General features: G+C 74.1%; 16 protein-coding genes. 4 read left to right on the top strand and 12 right to left on the bottom strand.

From position 1 onward, the window contains the following. Nucleotides 1–9: 9 nt before the first annotated feature. Together AC069R_RS29030 and AC069R_RS29025 are read left to right on the top strand one after the other, a co-directional pair. A complete protein-coding gene (locus tag AC069R_RS29030) occupies nucleotides 10–678 on the top strand; it encodes a nitroreductase (RefSeq protein WP_478769737.1) in 669 nt (222 codons plus the stop codon). Between the two features lie 79 nt (nucleotides 679–757). Then, entirely contained in the window at nucleotides 758–1,924 is a 1,167-nt protein-coding gene (locus AC069R_RS29025; protein WP_478769736.1) for an AI-2E family transporter, read from the top strand. 357 nt (nucleotides 1,925–2,281) lie between these two features. Here AC069R_RS29025 and AC069R_RS29020 read toward each other — a convergent pair whose 3' ends face one another. After that, nucleotides 2,282–2,839: a TetR/AcrR family transcriptional regulator gene (locus tag AC069R_RS29020; protein ID WP_478769735.1), complete on the bottom strand. Its 558-nt coding sequence runs from the start codon at nucleotides 2,837–2,839 to the stop codon at nucleotides 2,282–2,284. Nucleotides 2,840–2,931: 92 nt separating this feature from the next. Between AC069R_RS29020 and AC069R_RS29015 the strand changes: the two genes are divergently transcribed. Together AC069R_RS29015 and AC069R_RS29010 are read left to right on the top strand one after the other, a co-directional pair. After that, a complete protein-coding gene (locus AC069R_RS29015; protein ID WP_478769734.1) occupies nucleotides 2,932–4,107 on the top strand; it encodes an FAD-dependent monooxygenase in 1,176 nt (391 codons plus the stop codon). A 441-nt stretch (nucleotides 4,108–4,548) separates the two neighbouring features. Continuing rightward, nucleotides 4,549–5,709, top strand: coding sequence for an FUSC family protein (locus AC069R_RS29010; RefSeq protein ID WP_478769733.1), 1,161 nt, complete (start codon nucleotides 4,549–4,551; stop codon nucleotides 5,707–5,709). A 6-nt stretch (nucleotides 5,710–5,715) separates the two neighbouring features. On the opposite strand, the gene AC069R_RS29005 is transcribed toward AC069R_RS29010, so the two are convergent. From AC069R_RS29005 to AC069R_RS28955, 11 genes are all read right to left on the bottom strand, one after another. Further along, a complete protein-coding gene (locus AC069R_RS29005) occupies nucleotides 5,716–6,219 on the bottom strand; it encodes a molybdenum cofactor biosysynthesis protein (protein ID WP_478769732.1) in 504 nt (167 codons plus the stop codon). 82 nt (nucleotides 6,220–6,301) lie between these two features. Next, the gene (locus AC069R_RS29000; RefSeq protein ID WP_478769731.1) at nucleotides 6,302–7,153 is read right to left on the bottom strand and encodes a lysozyme; all 852 of its coding nucleotides are present in this window, start codon (nucleotides 7,151–7,153) and stop codon (nucleotides 6,302–6,304) included. A 137-nt stretch (nucleotides 7,154–7,290) separates the two neighbouring features. After that, the gene (locus tag AC069R_RS28995; protein ID WP_478769730.1) at nucleotides 7,291–9,153 is read right to left on the bottom strand and encodes a M1 family metallopeptidase; all 1,863 of its coding nucleotides are present in this window, start codon (nucleotides 9,151–9,153) and stop codon (nucleotides 7,291–7,293) included. A 302-nt stretch (nucleotides 9,154–9,455) separates the two neighbouring features. After that, nucleotides 9,456–10,112, bottom strand: coding sequence for a maltokinase N-terminal cap-like domain-containing protein (locus AC069R_RS28990; protein WP_478769729.1), 657 nt, complete (start codon nucleotides 10,110–10,112; stop codon nucleotides 9,456–9,458). Between the two features lie 39 nt (nucleotides 10,113–10,151). Next, entirely contained in the window at nucleotides 10,152–10,823 is a 672-nt protein-coding gene (locus AC069R_RS28985; RefSeq protein WP_478769728.1) for a spherulation-specific family 4 protein, read from the bottom strand. Next, entirely contained in the window at nucleotides 10,820–11,704 is an 885-nt protein-coding gene (locus AC069R_RS28980; protein WP_478769727.1) for an NAD-dependent epimerase/dehydratase family protein, read from the bottom strand. Before AC069R_RS28980 ends, AC069R_RS28985 begins: the two co-directional genes overlap by 4 nt. Before the next feature lie 7 nt (nucleotides 11,705–11,711). Beyond that, on the bottom strand, nucleotides 11,712–12,425 hold the full coding sequence (locus tag AC069R_RS28975; RefSeq protein ID WP_478769726.1) for a nucleotidyltransferase family protein: 714 nt from the start codon (nucleotides 12,423–12,425) through the stop codon (nucleotides 11,712–11,714). Nucleotides 12,426–12,465: 40 nt separating this feature from the next. Then, nucleotides 12,466–13,467: a GDP-mannose 4,6-dehydratase gene (locus AC069R_RS28970; RefSeq protein WP_397987849.1), complete on the bottom strand. Its 1,002-nt coding sequence runs from the start codon at nucleotides 13,465–13,467 to the stop codon at nucleotides 12,466–12,468. Between the two features lie 45 nt (nucleotides 13,468–13,512). Then, entirely contained in the window at nucleotides 13,513–14,895 is a 1,383-nt protein-coding gene (locus tag AC069R_RS28965; RefSeq protein ID WP_478769725.1) for a hypothetical protein, read from the bottom strand. Continuing rightward, entirely contained in the window at nucleotides 14,892–16,409 is a 1,518-nt protein-coding gene (gene pelF, locus AC069R_RS28960; RefSeq protein WP_478769724.1) for a GT4 family glycosyltransferase PelF, read from the bottom strand. The genes AC069R_RS28965 and pelF overlap by 4 nt, the downstream gene beginning before the upstream one ends. Before the next feature lie 117 nt (nucleotides 16,410–16,526). Continuing rightward, nucleotides 16,527–18,686, bottom strand: coding sequence for a hypothetical protein (locus AC069R_RS28955; protein ID WP_478769723.1), 2,160 nt, complete (start codon nucleotides 18,684–18,686; stop codon nucleotides 16,527–16,529). Nucleotides 18,687–19,016: the final 330 nt, after the last annotated feature.

Genomic DNA, 19,016 nt, shown 5'->3' with positions numbered 1-19,016 from the left:
GAGCGGGCCATGGATGTGTACGCGGCGGTGCGGAGCCGGCGGGCGGTGCGGGCCTTCACGGACGAGCCGGTGCCGCAAGAGGTGCTGGAGCGGGTCCTCGGGGCCGCCGCCCGCGCGCCCTCGGGCGGCAGCCTCCAGCCGTGGCACATATACGTGCTGACCGGCGCGCCCCTGGCCGAGCTGAAGAAGCGCGCCGGTGAGCGCGCCGCGGCCGGGGACCCCGGTGACGAGCGGGAGTACCGGATGTATCCGCCGGACGTGGGGCCGCCGTACCGCGAGCGGCGGTCGGTGGCGGCCGCGCGGCGGTTCGGGGCGCTCGGCATCGGGCGCGGGGACACGGCGGCCCGGCGCGCGGCCGTGGCGGCCAACTGGGCGTGCTTCGGCGCCCCTTGCCTGCTGCTGTGCTACATCGACCGGGACATGGGCGCCGCCCAGTGGGCCGACCTCGGGATGTATCTCCAGACGGTGATGCTCCTGCTGCGCGCCGAGGGGCTGCACAGCTGTCCGCAGATGGCGTGGTCGGTGTACCGGCGGACGGTCGCGGAGGTGGTGGGGCCGCCGCCGGAGCAGGTGCTGTTCGCGGGTCTGTCGGTCGGCCGGGCCGATCCGGTGGTGCCGCACGCGCGCACCGGCCGGGCTCCGGTCGGGGAGACGGTCACGTTCGTGGGCGGGGGGTGACCCGCGTGCGGGCGCTGGGCGGGCCGGGTGGGCGGGGGTGTGCTTACGGTGCTTCCAGGAGCGTGGGACGGGAGCGACGGTGGGCGATGCGCGGCGGCGGGCGGCCGGGCCGGGGGGCGGCGGGCGCCGGGCGGGGTTCGGCAGCCGGCCCGCGTACTCCGTGCGGCTCGCGGCCTCCCCGCGCCCCGAGCCGCCGGAGCCGGTGGCCGAACGCACCGTGCCCTGGCTGCGCGTCGCCGCGGCCTACTCCTGGCGGCTCATCCTCGTCGGCGTCGTCGTCTACGGCGTCTTCAGCGTCCTCGGCAGCTTCCAGCTGATCGCCGTCGCCCTGTTCCTGGCGCTGGTCGTCACCTCGGTGCTGCGCCCGCTCGCGGACCTGCTGGACCGGCTCCTGCCGCGGCCGCTGGCCGTCGCCGCCGCGCTGGTGGGCAGCCTGCTGGTGCTCCTCGCGCTGCTCGCGCTGGTGGGCAACGCGGTGGCGGGCGAGTCGCCGCGGCTCGCGGGCGAGTTCCGCGGCGGTGTGCACCGGATCGAGGAGTGGCTCCAGCGGCCGCCGTTCCGGCTGAGCCCCGGCCGGCTCTCCGCGCTCGAACGCCAGGTGACGAACTACCTCGCCGCGCACCGCTCGAACCTGCTGAGCAGCGCCGTCAGCGGCCTCGGCCGGGTGGTGGAGCTGGTGACGGGCGGGGCGCTCGCGCTGTTCTCCTCGGTGTTCTTCATCCACTCCGGGGAGCGGCTGTGGGCCTGGGCGCGCGAGGAGCTGCTGCCGGCCGGGGCGCGCACGGCCTGGGACCGGGCGGGGCGGGCGGCCTGGCTGACCTTCGCCGGGTACACGCGCGGCATCATCATCGTGGCCGCCACCAACGCGGTCCTGGTGGGCGTGGCGCTGCTGTTGCTGCGGGTGCCGCTGGCGCTGCCGCTGACCCTGCTGGAGTTCTTCGCCGCGTTCGTGCCGCTGGTGGGCTCGCCGGTGGCGCTGGCGGTCGCCACGGTGGTCGCGCTGGCCGGGCGGGGGCCGCTCACGGCGCTGGCCGTGCTGGCGCTGATCGTGGTGATCGGCCAGCTGGAGGGGCATGTGCTGCACCCGGTGGTGATGAGCTGGGCGGTCCGGCTGCATCCGCTGGTCGTCGCCGTGTCCGTGATCGCGGGCAGCATCGTGGCGGGGGTGATCGGCGCGATCGTCGCGGTTCCGCTGATCTCGGTGGTGTGGGCGGTGCTGCGGGCGCTGCGGGCCGTACCGCCGTAAGGGGCCTTCGAACCCATAAGGGGCCTTCGAACCGGATCGTCGGACCGCGGCGTGATCGAACACCGGATCACTTGTTCCCTCGAACAGGTGGACGTCGTTCATCTGACCGCCGTGACTACGCCGACCGGGTGATACTTACGTTGTGCGAGTGACGGGCTGCAGACCGTGTTCGAGCACAGGTCCCACTCAGAGATACATCGCAAGGAGCAGCACGACCATGAACATCCTCACGAACGTCCTCGCCGGCCTCATCCACCTCGTCGGGTGGCTGGTCTGACGCCGAGGGTCAGGTGAAGCAGAGCGGCGCCGTCTCCCCGTCCCAGGGAGGCGGCGCCGCCGTCGTGTGGCCGGGCGGGCTCAGCGCAGCGCCGCGGCCACCAGCGCGGCGATCTCCGCCTCCGGCACGGCGCCGCCGTTGACCAGCCGGTCGAAGACGAGCCCGTCGACACAGCGCAGCAGCCAGACCGTCCGCTCCTCCGCGTCGGCCACGCCGCGCGCCGCGAGGAAGTCGCACACGGAGCGCCGCGCCCGGTTCTCGCGCGGCACGAGGATCTCGCGCAGCACCGGATCGTGAACGCTCTCGACGGCACAGGCGTAGCGCGCGAGCGTGCGCCGCCGCCCGTCCCCGGTGAGCCGCGCGCGGGTCAACTCGCCTATAGCGGCAGCCAGTTCTGCGGCGGCCCTGGGTACTGGCAGCTGGTCCCCCATCCGCTCCAGCTCCGCCTGGTCGAGCGCCACCAGACGCCGTACCAGCGCGGTCAGCAGGGCCTGACGGGTGCGGTAGTAGGCGGAGGTGGTGCCGGCGGGCAGGCCGGCCGCGCGGTCGACGGCGCGATGCGTCAGGCCCCGGATGCCGGTGTCGGCGAGCACGGTGATGGCCGTGTCGGCGAGGAGAGTACGTCGGTCAGCGGACACTCCCCCTTTCTACACCCCGCCTTCTACAGCTGTAGAACCGCGCGGTACGGTCTTCTACAACTGTAGAAGACCCGAGGCGAAGGGGGCCCGGCATGGGCGGCACGGCGGTGGTGGTCGGGGGCGGCATCGGCGGGCTGGCGGCGGCCATCGGGCTGCGCCGGATCGGCTGGCGGGTGCGGGTCGTGGAGCGGGCGGCGGTCCTGGACGACGCGGGCGCGGCCATCTCGCTGCACGCCAACGGGCTGCGGGCGCTGGACGCGCTCGGCGCCGGAGCGGCGGTGCGGGCGGCGGCGCACCCGCAGTACACCGGTGGCACCCGCACCCCCTCGGGCCGGTGGCTCGCGCGCATGGACGGCCGGGCGCTGGAGCGGGCGCTGGGCACGCCGATCGTCGGCATCCGGCGCTCGGTCCTGCACAAGCTGCTGCGCGCCCGACTGCCGGAGGACTGGCTGCACATCGGCGCGACCGTGCCCGCGCTGTTCCGCGCCGACCCCGCCGCGGTGGGCGTGCCGCTCCCGGACGGCGTCATGGCGGCGGACCTCGTGGTCGCCGCGGACGGGGTGAACAGCCGGCTGCGCGCCCAGCTTTTCCCGGACCATCCGGGCCCCGTCTACAGCGGCTCCACCGTGCTGCGGGCCGTCACCCGGCACCCGCTGGACCTGTCCGCCGACTTCGAGCTGACCTGGGGCGGGGGCGCGGAGTTCGGGCACATCGGCCTCGCGGACGGCCACGCCGAGTGGCACGCGGTGCTCAACTCGCCGTCCGGCGTACGGCATTCCGATCCGCTCGGCATGCTGCGGCGCCGCTTCGCCGGCTGGCACGAGCCGGTCGGCACCCTGCTGGCGGCGACCCGGACCGAGGACGTGCTGCACCATGACATCACCGAACTCGCCACTCCCCTGCCCTCGTTCGTCTCCGGCCGGGTCGTCCTGCTCGGCGACGCGGCGCACGCGATGACCCCGAACCTGGGCCAGGGCGCCTGCCAGGCCCTGGAGGACGCGGCATGCCTGGCCGCCGCGCTCGCGGACACGCCCTCGCTCCCCGCGGCACTGGCCCGGTACGACGCCGAGCGCCGGCCCCGCGCCCAGGCGGTGGCCCGCGCCGCCCGCCAGGCGGGCCGGATGGGCCAGCAGCTCTCCGGCCCGCTGACCGTCGCCCTGCGCAACACCGCCCTGCGGCTCGTGCCGGCCAGGGCGGCCATGCGGACCATCCTGCGGCATGCCGACTGGACCCCGCCGACGATCCCGGCGGGGCATCGCACGCCGTGACGCCGTACACACCGCGACACCGATCCCGCCGGACGCCCGTCCGGCCGTGCACGCCGTGACCCCGTCCGGCTGTGCATGCCGTGACCCCGGCCCGCCGCACAGCCGTTCACTCCGTGGACCCCATCCCGCCGTCGAGCCGGTCGCGCGCACGCGCGGTCGGTCCTGCCGACACCGATCGCCTGATGGCGTCGCTCGCGCTGCGGCATCGAGAAGGGCATGCCGCCGAACACGCCGTGCCGTCGAGCGCGCCGGGCCGTCGATCCCGCCGACCAGCCGCTCCCCTCGTCCACACCGATCGCCTCACGGCGTCGGTCGCGCCCGTGCCGGGGCCCACCTCATGACGCCGAAGCCGTCGTGACATACGGCACATCGCCCCGCCGCACGCGCCCTCCCGTCGAGGAGGCATGCGTAGGCCCGGACCCGTTGGTCACCCGGAGGGCTATGCGAAATGGGCGTCCGGAGCAGGCCGTACGACGGGTGGTGCGCGCGGTCCGGCTCGATCTGTCGGCCGCGGCGGGGAGTCTGCGCCGGGCCTGTGCCCGGCCCGGCCGGGAGCGTGATCTGGCCGCGCAGGCACTGAAGGCGGCGCTGGCCGCGTGGCTGGCCTGGCTGATCGCGGGCTGGTGGCTGCACGCGCCGGTGGCGTTCGTGGCGCCGTGGGTCGCAGTGGTCCTGGTGGAGTCCACGGTCTACCGCTCCATCGCACACGGACTCCAGCAGCTCGGGGCGATCACCGCGGGCACGGTCGCGGCCACCGCCGTCGGCCTGGTGCTGCACAGCACCGCGCTGGCGATGGCGGTGGTGCTGCCCCTCGCGCTGCTGCTCGGACACTGGCGGCGCCTGGGCAACCAGGGCATCTACGCGGCGACCGGTGCCCTGTTCGTCCTCACCAACGGCACTGTCAGCGTGCCGACCTCCGCCGACCGGATCGCCGCGGCGGTCTTCGGCGCGGGGGTGGGCATCGCCGTGAACGCGCTGGTCCGCCCGCCGCTGTATCTGCGCGACACGCGGGCGGTGCTGAGGGACGCGACCGAGGAGGCGCACGACATCCTGCACACGGTGGCCGACGGGCTGACCTCCGGGCACTGGGACGCAGAGGAGGCGGGCGCCTGGCACGAGCGGGCGCTGCGGCTGCACCGGCACGTGGACGAGGCCCGCTCGGCGGTCGACCGGAGCCGCGAGAGCCTGCGCGGCAACCTGCGCCGCCGCGGGTCCGTACCGCTGCCCGGCAAGGGCTACGACGACGCCATCGCGGTACTGGACTACGCGGCCGTGCACATCGCCGGGGTGACCCGCACGGTCCTGGAGGTCGCCGCCGAGGACCGCGCGGCACCCCGGCCGGACCCCGAACTCGCCCGCACCTACGCCCGGTTCCTGTGCCGTACCGCCCGCGCCCTGCGCCTGTACAGCCACAGCCGCTTCGACTCGGCCCGCGAGGACGAGCTGCGCGCCGAGGTGACCGACCTGCGCGCCACCCTCGACACCCTCCGCCGGGAGCTGGCCCGTTCCACCACGGGCCACCCCGACGACCTCGCCACCTACGGCACGCTCCTCGCTCAGGCCAACCGGCTCACCGACCACCTCCTGGCCTCCACCGGGTGAACGCCGTCACGCGCCGGGGGCCCGCACCACCCCGAACTCGGCGTCCCCCACCGCGAGCACGCCGTCGCCGACCGGGCGGCACCGCACTCCCCCACCGCCGCGCAGCGCCCGCTGGGCGCCGGGTCCGAGGGTGACGTCCATCCAGGCGCAGGGCCGCGCCGCGCGGCGCACCTCCAGCTGCACCGGCCCGGTGCCGCAGTCGAGGAAGACGGTCGCGCCGATGTGGGCGTCGATGTCCACACCGCGCAGCAGGACGTTGCGCCGGGTGAGCAGCAGGCCCGCCTGCGGTGATCCGGTGCGCGGGAGCCGTTCGGCGGCCATCAGGGTGATCGAGGCGTCGCGGTGGGCGGGGCGGTTGAAGTACCGGTCGCCTTCGATGCCGAGCCCGGCGCGCACCCGGACGCTCTCCACCAGTTCCCCGGGCGGCAGCTCGGGCAGGCCGTCGCCCGGCCGGCCGGCCAGCCGGTGCACCGGGGAGACCAGCAACTGGAGGATCTCGACGCGCGCCACGCTTCGAGCCTACCCGGCGCCCCTCCCGGTGCGACCGGGGAGTTCCGGCGGGCGCCCCCGCGCCTGCCGGCTCGCTGCCCGGTCAGCCGGAGGCGAAGGTCTTCAGCTGCTTCTCGCTGCCGTTGAAGCGGTCGTGGTCGCCCACGGTCTTGCCGGTGGAGGTGTACTGCCACATCGTGTAGTACGCCCAGCCGGCCGGCAGGGTGCCCGCCGTCGAGGCGTAGCGGGCGATCCACAGCGGGTTGGTCGCGCTGAACCCGCTGTAGTTTCCGGTGCACTCGGTCCACCAGTTGGTGGCGGTGTAGATCACGGCGGCGCGGCCGGTGCGGGCCTTGTAGCGGTTGAGGAAGTCGCGGATCCAGCCGACCATCTGGCTCTTGGTCTTGCCGTAGCAGTCCCCGCCGTACGGGTTCCACTCGATGTCGAGCACTCCGGGCAGCGTCCTGCCGTCCGCCGACCAGCCGCCGCCGTGGTTCACGAAGTAGTCCGCCTGGGCGGCGCCGCCGGTGCTGTCCGGGGTGGCGAAGTGGTAGGCGCCGCGCACGATGCCGACGTCGTAGGAACCGTTGTACTGCTGGGTGAAGTAGGCGTTCTTGTACGAGGTTCCTTCCGTGGCCTTGGTGTACGCCCAGCGCACCCCACTGCCGTACAGGGTGGACCAGGCGACGTTGCGCTGGTAGCTGGAGACGTCCACGCCCTCGGTCAGACCGGTGCGGGAATCGGAGAGCGAGTCGGCCGTGGGGCTGGTGACGACACCGTCGTGGGCGAGGACGCCCATGCCCATGTAGGCGCTGCCCCGCTCGGGGGCCACGGCGCCGCTGTCGGGCACGGCCGCCGGGACGGACAGGGTGAGGAGGAGGCCGGTCAGCACGCCGGTGACGGTCAGGCGTGAGCGGCCGCGGGAAAGGGCTCTCGAGGTTCGCACGGCTTCCATCTGACCCGGCATCGGGCCGCACCGCACTCCGGGTTCCGCCCAACGAAGGCGGATACGCGCGGGTTTGGGCCATCCGGGTGGCCGCCCGGCCGGTCGTGGGCGCCCCGCGCGGGGTGACCGCGACCGGCCGGGGTCCGTCAGCCGTCGATACGGTGCTGGGTCCAGAAGGAGGTCAGGTCCGTGCTGGTGGCGGCCTGGGCCGCGGCCTTGAACTCGGCCGTGGTGGAGACGCCGTACCAGTGGGCGCTCGCGTAGTCCTTCAGCAGCTTGGCCATGGCGGTGTCGCCGAGGACGCGCTGGAGGTCGTGCAGGGCGCACTTGCCGTAGCCGTAGACCACGGTGGAGTAGCGGGAGGAGTGCGCGTCCCAGTACGCCATCGAGTTGGTGATCTTCTCCGCGCTGGAGGCCCAGGAGACGCTGTTCCAGCAGTTGGCTCCGGTGCTGCCCTGCGCGAGGTCGGTCGAGTAGTCGGCGAACGCCTCGTCCAGCCAGGGGTTGTTGTACTCGTCGTCGCCGACGATGCCGTACCACCACTGGTGGGCGATCTCATGGGTGAGCGCGGTGCTGCTGACCAGGTCGAGGACGAATCCGGGGTACTCCATTCCGCCGAACCAGTAGTTGTTGTCGAGGACCGCGTCGAGTTCGCCGTACGGGTAGGCGCCGAAGCGGCCGGCGTGGGTGTCGACGGCGGACTTGGCGGTGCTGAGCATCGACTGGGCGCTGGCGGAGCTGATGCCGGACACCGAGTAGACGTTCACGGCGACGCCGGCCGGCGAGGTGCCGGATATCTTGCTGAAGGGCCCGGCGGCCCAGGCGAAGTCACGGACCTTGGAGGCGGTGGCCGTGGTGACGGTACGACCGCTCGTGCCGGGGGTGTCGGTGGAGGTGCCGGTGGCCGGGACCAGCAGGGTGCTCGGGTGGTCGAGGGTGACCTTGAAGTCGGCGGCGAGGGAGTAGAAGGCCTCGCCGTTGTCGGTGTACGGGTCCAGGTGCCAGCCCGCGCCGTCGCGGATCGCGAGGACGGGCAGGGCGTTGCCGATGAAGCTGTACGCGCCGTCGTGGCCGAAGCGGTCGGCGCCGCTGGGCACGGTGATGCCGAGGTCGAAGCCGATGGTGGCGCTCTGTCCCTGGGCGAGCGGGGCGGGCAGGGTGATCTTCAGCGCGGTGCAGGCCACGGAGAGGTCGCCCGCGGTGCCGCCGGTGACGTTGCCGACCTTGATCGGCATCGCGGAGCAGGTGCCGTGGTAGTTGTCCCACAGCCGCAGGTAGACCTCGCCGAGCGCGGTGGCGGAGGCGTTGGTGAAGGTCACGCTCTCGTGCCCGGTCCAGGAGGTGCCGGTGCTGTCGCTGCTGAGGTTCACCGTGTAGCCGGGCGCGGCGGGGGTGCGGGTGGTGTCGGTGGCCGGGGGCGCGGTGCCGCCGGAGGTGTCGAGGGCGATGTCGTCCAGGACGAAGCTGGTCTGGAGGCTGGAGTCCTCGGTGCCGGTGAAGGACAGGTTCACCGTCTGCCCGGCGAAGGACGACACGTCGAACGACTTCCGCACGTAGCCGGTGTTCTTGTCGAGATTGGACCAGGTGCCCAGCGCGGTGTCGCCGATCTTGGCGGTCAGCTTGTCGTAGGCGGTGCTCGTGGTCGTCTCGGCGGTGTCGATGTGCAGGTAGAAGCTGAGGGTGGCGGTGCCGCAGCCACTGGGGATGGTCACGCTCTGGCCGAGGCTGTCGGTACGGCTCTTTCCGGTGCCGTCCAGCCAGGCGTACGAGCTTCCGCCGTGCGGGCTCTGCCCGGTACGGCTGGTGATCAGGGTGGACGCGGACGGGGTCCACGCCGGGCTGCCGTTCTCGAAGCCGCCGTCGGTGACCACCTGGGCGGGGGTGCAGTCGGCGGGGGCGGCCGGGGACGCGGTGTGCGCGGCGGCGGGTACGGCGGGGAGGAAGAAGGCGGCCAGTGCGGCGGCGGTGAGCGCGGCAACGCCTGCGGCCTTGTGGGGGGTCGGTCTCACACGCTACTCCTTCTGCGGCGGCCGGGGTCCCGGCCTGCTCGACGGCCGGCCGGCGGGGTTGCGCCGGTGCGGCCGCGTACGGGGCTTGCGCGAGCGCTGTGCTGAGGAACCGGTGGAGCGGGTCGCTTCCCGGTGGGGGCCGGGCGGCGACTGCCGAAAGAGTGCCAGACTTGACCCGTCCATGCCAGATGGCGCCAGACGGCTCCGCCAGTCGGGCGGGACGGGACCCGGCCACCGCCCGCCTTGGGGCGCGCGTCGGCGCCCCGCCGCACGGCGGGCGGTGTCCGGGCGGTGACGCCGGGTCAGGCCGCGCGCACCGTCAGGAGCACCGCGCGCAGCCGGTCGCCCGAGGGGGCGGGCCAGCCGGTGGCGACGTGGCCGAGGGCGGGCACCGCCGGGACCGGCGGGTTGGCGTCGCTCGGGGTGAGCACGCGGTGCAGGTGCAGGACCGTGCCGTGCGGGGTGGGCAGGCGGGTGCCGTCCGCGTCGTCGGCCGGGGCCGGGGTGAAGGCGGCGGGGGTGAGCGGGGCGCCCGTGTAGGCGTGGGTCACCTCGTGGTCCGGGAAGTCGGTGATGCTCTGCGCCATCGCCTGCGTCCGGCCCTCCACGAGCCGCAGCAGTTCGGTCACCAGCACCGGGTCGCACAGGCCGTCGTACGCCCAGCGCCTGCCCAGGACGCCGTGCTCCATCGTGCCCACGAGGGCGTGCTCGGCGCCCTCCAGCGGCGCGCCCCGGTAGCTCAACGGCACCAGGTACGCGGTCCGTTCGGGGCTGGTGGTGTCGGTGGCGATCATGATCTCGATGCCGACCTCGCCCTCGGGGTCGTCCAGCCGGAAGCCGCCGGTCTTCTCCAGGACCGGGGTGCCGGGGCCGCCGCGGTACCAGGGGCGGGTGGGCAGCCACCCGGCGAGCAGTTCGACCTTGGAGGGGACGAGAGTCGTGTGGTGGATGAGGGCCATGCGGTTGCGGTCTCCCGGTGGTGAGCGTGCGGAACGCCCTCAGCCTCGCACACCGTCCGTGAAGTCCAGCGCGGGGCTCAACGCCGCCCAGGGATTGGGTCCTTCACCGGTCACCGGCCCGCAGACCCCGGCCCCCCGCTCCCGCGCGGTGCGCACCGCGAGCGGGACCAGGGCGGCGGGGACGCCGTACACCAGGTGGCAGATCCGGTCGGCCGGGTGCCGCGCGGCCCAGGCGGGCCGGGTGAACGCGGAGACGTACGTCGACCAGTGTCCCTCGAACGTGACGGTGAGATCGGCGAGCCGGGCGTACCCCGGCGCCGGATGGACGCCGGGGTTGAGCACCACGGTCCCGGTGCCGAGCCGCCGCAGCCCCCGGACCAGGCGGCGGCAGCCGGGCAGGCCCTCGGGCGTCGCGGTGACCCGGTCGAGGAAGCAGCCGTCGGTCCGGTACCACAGCCGGTGCCGGCGCACGTCCTCGGCGATCGCGGCCCGGTCCCGCGTGCCGTAGTCGGTGTCGACGTAGCCGAGCAGCCGGGCGCCCGCCGCGCGCAGCGCCCGAGCCGCCGCCGTGTAGGCGGGGTCGGGCGCGGCGCCGGGGCCGCTCGCGGGGTTGAGGACGACCGCGTGGGTGCGGGCGGCCGCCGTGATCAGCCGGTGCCAGGCGCCCGGATCCTGCGCCGGGTGCACGTACAGCGGGACCAGCAGGCTCACGGCGCCGCCGCCCACAGCGCGGCGAGGGCGTCGTCCAGGCCGTGCACCGGACGCCAGCCCAGGGCGCGTTCGGCGGCGCCGATGTCCGAGCACTGCCAGGACACCTGCGCGGAGCGCGCCGAGCCACCCCCGTCCTCCGTCAACTGGCCCCGGAACCCGGCCAGTCGAGCCAGCCCGTGCACCAGGTCGCGCACCGGTACGGCCCCGCCGCCGCCGATGTTGAGCACGGGCGGCAGGGGTCCGGGCGCGGTGACGGCGCGGGCGACGGCTTCGGCGACATCGCGGACGTCCACGAAGTCACGGTAGGCCGACAGGTCCCCGAGCCGCAGCACGGCACGGGGATCGGGGCCGGCCGTGCGCAGCAGCGCGGCCATCCGGCCGGGCAGGCTCGCCGCGGGCGCCCCCGGCCCCACCGGGTTGCCGATCCGCAGCACCACCGCGTCCAGCCCCGCCGAGGTCACCGCGAGGGTGCCGGCGAGCTTGGTGGCGCCGTACGGGGTGACGGGACAGGCGGGCGCCGACTCGGTGACCGCCGCGCAGGGGGTGCCGGGGCCGTACTCGGCGGCGGAGCCGAGGTGGACCAGGCGGGCGGCGGGGGCCGCCTCGCGCAGCGCGGCGCAGAGCGCGGCGGGCCCCCGCGCGTTGACCTCGGCGAGCGCCACCGGGTCGCCGCCGGTGGCGCCCGCGCAGTTGACCACGGCGTCGGGCGCGGCCGCCGCCAGGGTCTTGGCCAGCCGTTCGGGCGGGTCGGCGGCGAGGTCGACGGTGTACCCGGCGCCGGTGCGGCCCCCGGTGAGCAGGTGCGCGCCGGGGAGGGCGCGCACCCGCTCGGTCACCCGGCGGCCCAGATATCCGGTGCCGCCCAGGACGAGAATGCGCATGCGGGACTCAGGCTCCCTTGAGCAGCAGGGACTTGCGGCTGGTGAACTCGGCGTTGGCCCGGTCGTAGTCGTCGGGGCGGCCGATGTCCAGCCAGTAGCCGCCGAACTCGTAGGCGTGCGGCGGGTTCTGGGCTCTGAGCAGGTCGAGGACGAGTTCGTCGAAGCCGAGCGGCAGGCCGGGGGTGTAGCCGTCGAGGGTGGCGCGGGAGAGGCCGTAGACGCCCATGGAGACCCGGTAGTCCATGCTGGGTTTCTCGGTGAACGCGACGACCTTGCTGTGGTCGGTGGTGAGCACGCCGAAGTCGATGTGCACCTTGCGGGTGTAGGTGGCGATGGTGAGCGGGGCGCCACAGGCGCGGTGGCGGCGCAGGACGTCCGCGTAGTCGAGGTCGGTGAGGACGTCGCCGTTCATCACGAGGAAGTCCTCGGGCAGCCGGTCCTTCAGGTTGAGCAGGGGGCCCATGGTGCCGAGCGGGCTCTCCTCGGTGGCGTAGTCGACGCGCATGCCCCACTGGGAGCCGTCGCCGACGTAGGCACGGATGATCTCGCCGAGGTGGCCTATGGCGAGGGTGCAGCGGGTGAAGCCGGCCGCGGACAGCTGGCGCAGCACGATCTCCAGGATGGCGTGCTGGTCGCCGATGGGCACGAGCGGTTTGGGCAGCGCGGTGGTGTAGGGCCGCAGCCGGACGCCCTTGCCTCCCGCCAGGATCACTGCGTGCATGGGGTGCCTCCTTCGAAGACGTCGTGACGTGCCGGACGGATCAGATGTTGTAGATGCCGGTCTTGTAGCGGGCCAGGTTGGCCGGGTCGCGGAAGAACTCCACGGTGTGCGCGAGTCCTTGTTCCAGGGTGTGCGCGGGGCTCCAGCCGGTGGCGGCGGTGAGCCGGGTCGCGTCGGCGACGAGCCGCATCACCTCGGAGTTCGCGGGCCGGATGCGCGCGGGGTCGGCGCGGACGTCGAGCGGGGTGTCCATGACCTTGCCGATCAGCGCGACGAGGTCGCCGACCGAGATCTCGGCGCCGGTACCGGCGTTGAAGGTGCGCCCGACGACCTGCCCGGCGGGGGCACCGCCGACGGCGAGGAAGGCCCGCGCGGTGTCCTTGACGAACAGGAAGTCGCGGGTGGGCCGCAGATCGCCGAGGGTGATGGTGCGCTCCCCCGCCGCGACCTGCCCGATGACGGTGGGGATGACGGCGCGCATCGACTGGCGCGGTCCGAAGGTGTTGAACGGCCTCAGGGTGACCACCGGGGTGCCGAAGCTGGCGTGGTAGCTGTCGGCGAGCCGGTCCCCGCCGGCCTTCGAAGCGGCGTACGGGGACTGGGTGTTGATGGGGTGGTCCTCGGTGATCGGCACGGTCTGCGCGGTGCCGTAGGTCTCGCTGGTGGAGGTGTGCACCAGTCGGGGGGTGCCGAGGGCGCGGACCGCTTCGAGCACGTTGAGGGTGCCGGTGACGTTGGTCTCCACATAGCTGTGGGGCGCCTGGTAGGAGTACGGGATCGCGATCAGGGCGGCCAAGTGGTAGGCCACGTCGGCCCCTTCGAGCAGGCCGCGCACGGAGCCGGGGTCGCGGACATCGCCGAGGACGATCTCCACGTGGTCCAGGACGTCCGGGGCGAGGGTCTCCAGCCAGCCGTAGGAGGAGAAGGAGTTGTACTGGGCCATGGCCCGCACCCGGTGCCCGGAGGCGACCAGGGCCTCGGTGAGGTGGGAGCCGATGAAGCCCTCCGCGCCGGTGACGGCGGCGAGCGGTTGGGAGGTCAACTGGTTGGTCCTTCCAGTGAGTCGAGGAAGAAAGGAGGTTCCGGTTCAGGCGTGCCGGGCCGGGCGGCCGAGCAGCCGCAGCGCGCACGCCAGGAGACACGGCACGGCGGCCGCGCAGGCGAGCGGCAGGGCGGCCGGGCCGGGTGGCAGGTGCAGCGCGCTGACCGCGCCGGCCGCGCCCGCGGCGGCCAGGCAGATCGCGGCGGGCGGCCAGGCGGTTCCGAACGCCTGGAGGAGCAGCGCGGTCCACAGGGTGGCCGCGAGCAGCAGCAGGGGGGCCGGCGGGGCGCCGGTGAGGTACGCGGCGGGCAGCAGCGGCAGCAGGTAGCCGAGCAGGCACAGGGCGAGGACGCCGGTGGAGCGCAGCAGGAAGCCGGCGGGGGTGGCGGTGGCGCGCAGGGCGGCGACGGACAGGCCCCGGTAGCGGTAGAGCAGCCATTCGGCGGGGCCCATGCTGAGGGTCAGCACGATCACCGCGTACGGCTCCCGGCGCCCTTCGAGCAGCACCAGCAGCCCGGCGGCCAGCCCGAACAGGCCGTACGGCAGCGACCAGCGCAGCGGGGGCCGCCGGCCGCCGTCGGCGCCGGGCTCCTTGAGCAGGCGGCGCAGGGTGTGTGCGGTGACGGCGAGGGTGGCGAGCAGCGCCAGCAGGGGCAGGCCGAGGCGGAGCGCGCCGCCGGGGTGCCAGCGCAGCAGGCAGGCGGCGCCCGCGAGCAGCGGGCTCAGTGCGGCGAGCAGCATCCTCTCCCGCGCCAGGACCAGCAGGACGCCCGCGGCGGCGAGGTAGAGCGACTGGGCGGCGACGGCGAGCAGGACCTGGCCGCCGCCGGTGAGCGGCGCGGCGAGGGCGGTGGCGAGGGCGGCGCCCAGGGGCGCGCCGGCCGCCAGGGTGCGGGCGGCCTCGCGCGGTCCGGTCGCCTTGCGCAGGTGGGCGCGGTGGCCGAGTCCCTGGCCCCAGGCCCAGGAGACCAGGCCCGCGAGGATCAGCGCGGCGGCGTGCCGGCCGGGGTGCCACAGGGGTGCGGTGAGCGGGTAGGCGAGGCCCGGCAGGGCGAAGAGCAGCCCGCGCAGCAGGCAGCGGACGTGGTCGGGGCGCCAGGGGTCGGCGGCCGGCGCGGGTTCGGGGAAGGTGCGGGGCACCCGCTCGTAGAGGGCGGCGGCGAGCGAGAACAGGTTCGGGTGGCCGTACCTGTCCTTGATCGTCTCGGCGGTGAGGCCCTCGGCCTCCAGCAGAGCGGCGACCTCGTAGGGGTGGACGGCCGGACCGATGCGGTCGGCGAGTTCGGCGGCCAGCAGGCTGACGGCCGCCTCGTCGGTGCCGTGGCCGGGCAGCCGCAGGGACAGGGTGCGGTCGTCGGGGCGGGCGAGCCGCAGGGCGAGGGTGTCCTGTTCGGCGCCGCCGGGTTCCAGGGCCATGGGTCCGCTCATCCGGCCAGGCTCCCCGCGGCGGTCCGCTGTCCGGGCTCGCGCGCCGGTGCGGACGGGACGGTGAACTCGGGTGCCTGGTAGGGGAGTTCGAGGTATATGGAGCGGAAGGTGTCGATGGTCTGCCGCAGGGTGAACTGCTCGATCACCCGTATTCGCGCGGCTTCCCCCATCGCCCGGCGCCGGTCGCCGTCGCCGAGCAGTTCCAGGGCGGCGGCGGCCATCCGTCCGGGGTCGCGCGGTGGTACGACGAGACCGGTGTCGCCCACCGCTTCGCGCACCCCGCCGACATCGGTGGAGACGGTGGCCCGGCCGCAGGACATGGCCTCGATGAGGGTGAACGGGAAGCCCTCGCTGATGCTGGAGAGCATCACGACGTTCCCGGCCGCGTAGGCGTCCTTGATGTCCTCGACGCGGCCCTCGAAGGCGACGGCGTCGGCGTGGCCCAGCTCGGCCGCCAGCGCGGCACAGCGCTCCCGGTACGCCTCGCCGCCGCGGGGCGTGCCGCCGAACAGCCGCAGCCGGGCCTCGGGTATCCGGGCCCTGACGAGGGCGAACGCGCGTATGAGGGTCTCCAGGTCCTTGATGGGGTCGACCCGGCCGGCCCAGCTGAGGGTGGGGGTGCCGGGTTCGGGTCCGGCGGGCGGGAAGGCGGCCGGGTCCACACCGTTGTAGACGGTGCGGATGGCCTCCGGGTCGGCGCCGCCCTGCTCCTCCCAGAGCCGGTTGTAGCGGTTGCCGGGGGTGATCAGGGCGGCTTTGCGGTAGCTCTCCCCGGCGAGCAGCCGGAAGAAGCCGAGGACGAGGGCCTTCACCGGCCAGCGGTAGGGGGCGGTGCGGTAGCCGAGGTAGCGCTCGCGCAGGTAGACGCCGTGCTCGGTGAGCAGCAGTGGCACCCCGTGCCTGTCGAGGGCGGCGAGTCCGGGCAGTACGGCCACTCCCCCGCTGACCGCGTGGGCCACGCCGTGCCGGGGCGCGGGCGCGGCGAGCGGGCGCAGGGCGTGTTCCAGCAGGGCGGTGGCGGTGACCGCGTCGTGCAGGGTGGGGCGGGCCTCGCGCACGGCGAGCCCCGGCCGGTTCCAGACGGCGGCGAGCAGGGCGATGGCCCGGTCGCCGCGCAGGAACGGGCTCAGCGTCCCGTCGGCGGCGGCCCGTGCCAGCAGGTACAGGGCGGGCGGGAACTGGTCCTCGGCGCGGGGGTCGAGGAGCGCGGTGAGGAAGCGTTCGTAGGCGGCGGCGAGCCGGGCCAGGGCGCGGCCGCGGGGCGGGCGGCCCGCGGGCGGCTCGCCCCACATGGGGACGGAGCGGACCTGCCGGACCTGGGCGGGCAGGTCCCAGACGACGGGTTCGCGTCCGGTGCCGGTGACGGCGATGACGTCGAAGTCCAGGTCGGGCATGCCCTGGACGAGCTGGTCGCACCAGACGCTGACGCCGCCGTGGCTGTGCGGGTAGGTGCCTTCGGTGAGCAGGGTGACGTGCGCCGCGCCGGGGCGGCGCGCACCGTGGTGAACGTGCATCGATCGGGCTCCACGGCCTCAGTTGTGGGGTGGTCGTGCGCATCCCGGCCGCGTCGTGGCGGCCGGGATCCGGGGCCCGCCCGAGGGTGTCGGACGGGCCCTTGGGTCGGTGCGCGTTCAGTGCTTCGGGGAGTGGCCGGCCTGGTGCCGCGGGGTGTACGGGATCTGGTGGGTGACGCCCTTGGGGAGCTTGGTGCGCGGGGCCGGTGCGGTGGCCGCCGGGTGGGTGTGGCCGTGGGTGCCCGGTGTGGCGGTGGCCGCGGTGGCGGGCAGGGTGAAGGTGAGCGGGGTGCCGGTGGCGGCGGTCCAGCCGGACAGCTCGCCGGCGTACGCGCTGCCGAAGGCGCCGGTGCCCAGCGTGCTGCCGGTGGGCAGGGTGGCGTTGGTGTACGTCCCGCTGGGCGCCTGGACGGTGACCGTGTCACCGATGCGGTAGGCGGTGACCTGGCCGGCGTTCAGGGCAGCGGTCCAGGCGGTGCGGCGCTGGAGTTCGGTGCCGATGTCCTTCATCCGCAGGTTCACCAGCGGGGTGTTGGCGGCGAACAGGCTGTCGTAGCCGTCGAGGACGCCGTTGAGTACCGGGTAGGCGATGCGGTCCTCGGCGAGGTTGGACTGGTGGATGAAGTGCGGCTTGGGGTCGTTGGAGAGCACATGGCCGAGGTCGATGCGGGTCTCCAGCGGCACGATGTAGTCCTGGTAGCCGGTGCCGGTGTTCAGCGGGGCGGGCAGGCAGGTGGTGGTGGCGGGGTTGTCCTCGCACAGGCCGCTGCCGCCCTGGGCGCGGCTGGTGTAGAGCCAGTTGTACTCGTCGACCTCTTCGGAGGCATGGCCCGCGTTGTAGAAGACGTTCATCGGGTAGCGGGCGACGGTGGCGGCGGGGCCGACCTGGCGCTGGGCGGGGTCGCGGGAGGCGTCCGCGCCGAGCCATTCGACGCCGCTGTCGGTGAGCGCGGGTGCCAGGTTGGGGTTGTCCTGGGGCTGCTGCGGGAGGATCAGCAGGCCGGAGTGTTCACCGGTCACCAATTCGCTGTTGTCCAGGGGGAGTCCGTTGGCCTCGCCCCAGGCGCGGTTGTTGGCGATCTCGTCGTCGATGGTCTGCCGGCTGACCCACTGGGTGCTGCCGTCGGGGTTGGTCTCGCACTTCCACGGGACCACGGTGGTGTCCTGCTCGCAGCCGAGGAAGGCGTGCGTGTAGGTGTGGTTGATCCAGCGGAACTGGTTGCGGTCGGCGATGAGTTTGTCGGCGAGCTGGTCGACGCCGTTGTTGTCCTCGCGCTGGTCGACGCTGCCGGAGCCGTTGAAGGCGAGGTCGAGGGTGAAGCCGTGGCTCTGCTCCCAGGCGACGGCGTAGTCGACGTCCGCCGGGGTCATCCGGATCGGGCTGGGCGTGCCGGAGCTGTTGGTGCAGTCGACGTCGCCTGGCGTGCAGTTGAGCTGGGTGTCCCAGCGGTCGTCGGCCGCGAACACGTCGTCCACGTGCACGGCGAAGTAGTTGCGGGAGGCGCCGAGGTGCACCCCGCCGGTCATCCAGTCCACGATGCCGCGCGCCAGCAGCCGGAACTGCTGCTGGTACTGGTTGTAGACGAAGGTGATGACCAGCTCGCGCCGCCCGTCGTGCCGGTACTCGCCGACCAGGGAGCCCTGGGTGGTGGTGCCGGGGATGGTCGCCTGGACGTACGGGGTGAAGTCGGCGCCGGGCGCGGGCGTCGACAGATAGGCGTAACTCTCGCCCACGGTAGGCGAGTTGTCCTCGAAGGGCACGGCACCCTTGAGGTAGTCGAAGGGACCCGCCTTGCCCGCGTCGGTGACCTGGGCCTGGACGCCGTCGACGCTGCCGGAGTAGCCGCCGGAGGTCGGGACCTGGAGCCCGGCCTGGGGACGGGCGTAGGTGTAGGCGTCCACCTGCGGGATGCCGTACGTCTGCTCGTAGGCGGCGAGCGCGCTCATCTCGGCGCTGCCGGAGGCGAACGGGTTGTCGTTGGGCAGGACGACGGCCTGGTACTTGGCGCGGGGCCGGCCGTCCACGGTGTCGGCGAGGAAGCCGGCGTCGATGGTGGGCCGGCTACCGCTGGTCAGGTCGACCTCGGTGAACGGCGTTCCCTCCGAGGTGAGTTCGGCGGCGATGGCGTCGGTGGCCGGGCCGCCGTCGCTCACCACCAGAACTCTGAGGTCGATGCGTGGTGTGCCGCTGTCGGCCTGGGCCGGTCCGGCCTGGAGGCCGAGTGCGGTGATGAGCGCGCCCACCGTGAGCGCGGTGGTGCCGATGGTCCGCTTCATGCGGTGAAGTTCCCCTCCCCGGACAGGGGTGAGCACGGCTCGCATGGAGCGGACGCACCCCCTCGCACGCCGCCGGCGTCCCCCTCAGAAGCCGGTCGGCGTGCATCCGTCGCGTCACATAGTGATGGATGTGTGTAGCTTTTGTGGTCGGGTCACGAAACCTGACGGAAAATGGCGGGTGTCCAACTGCCTTGTGACGCAACCCGATTGAGCTTTTTCCCGTCGTGCCCGGTGTCGGGGGGGGGGGGGGGGGGGGGGGGGGGGGGGGGGGGGGGGGGGGGGGGGGGGGGGGGGGGGGGGGGAGGGGGGGGGGAAGGGGGGGGGGAGTAG

Source organism: Streptomyces sp. NPDC043952, from assembly GCF_056435325.1.
This window is presented reverse-complemented; position numbering and strand designations above follow the sequence as displayed.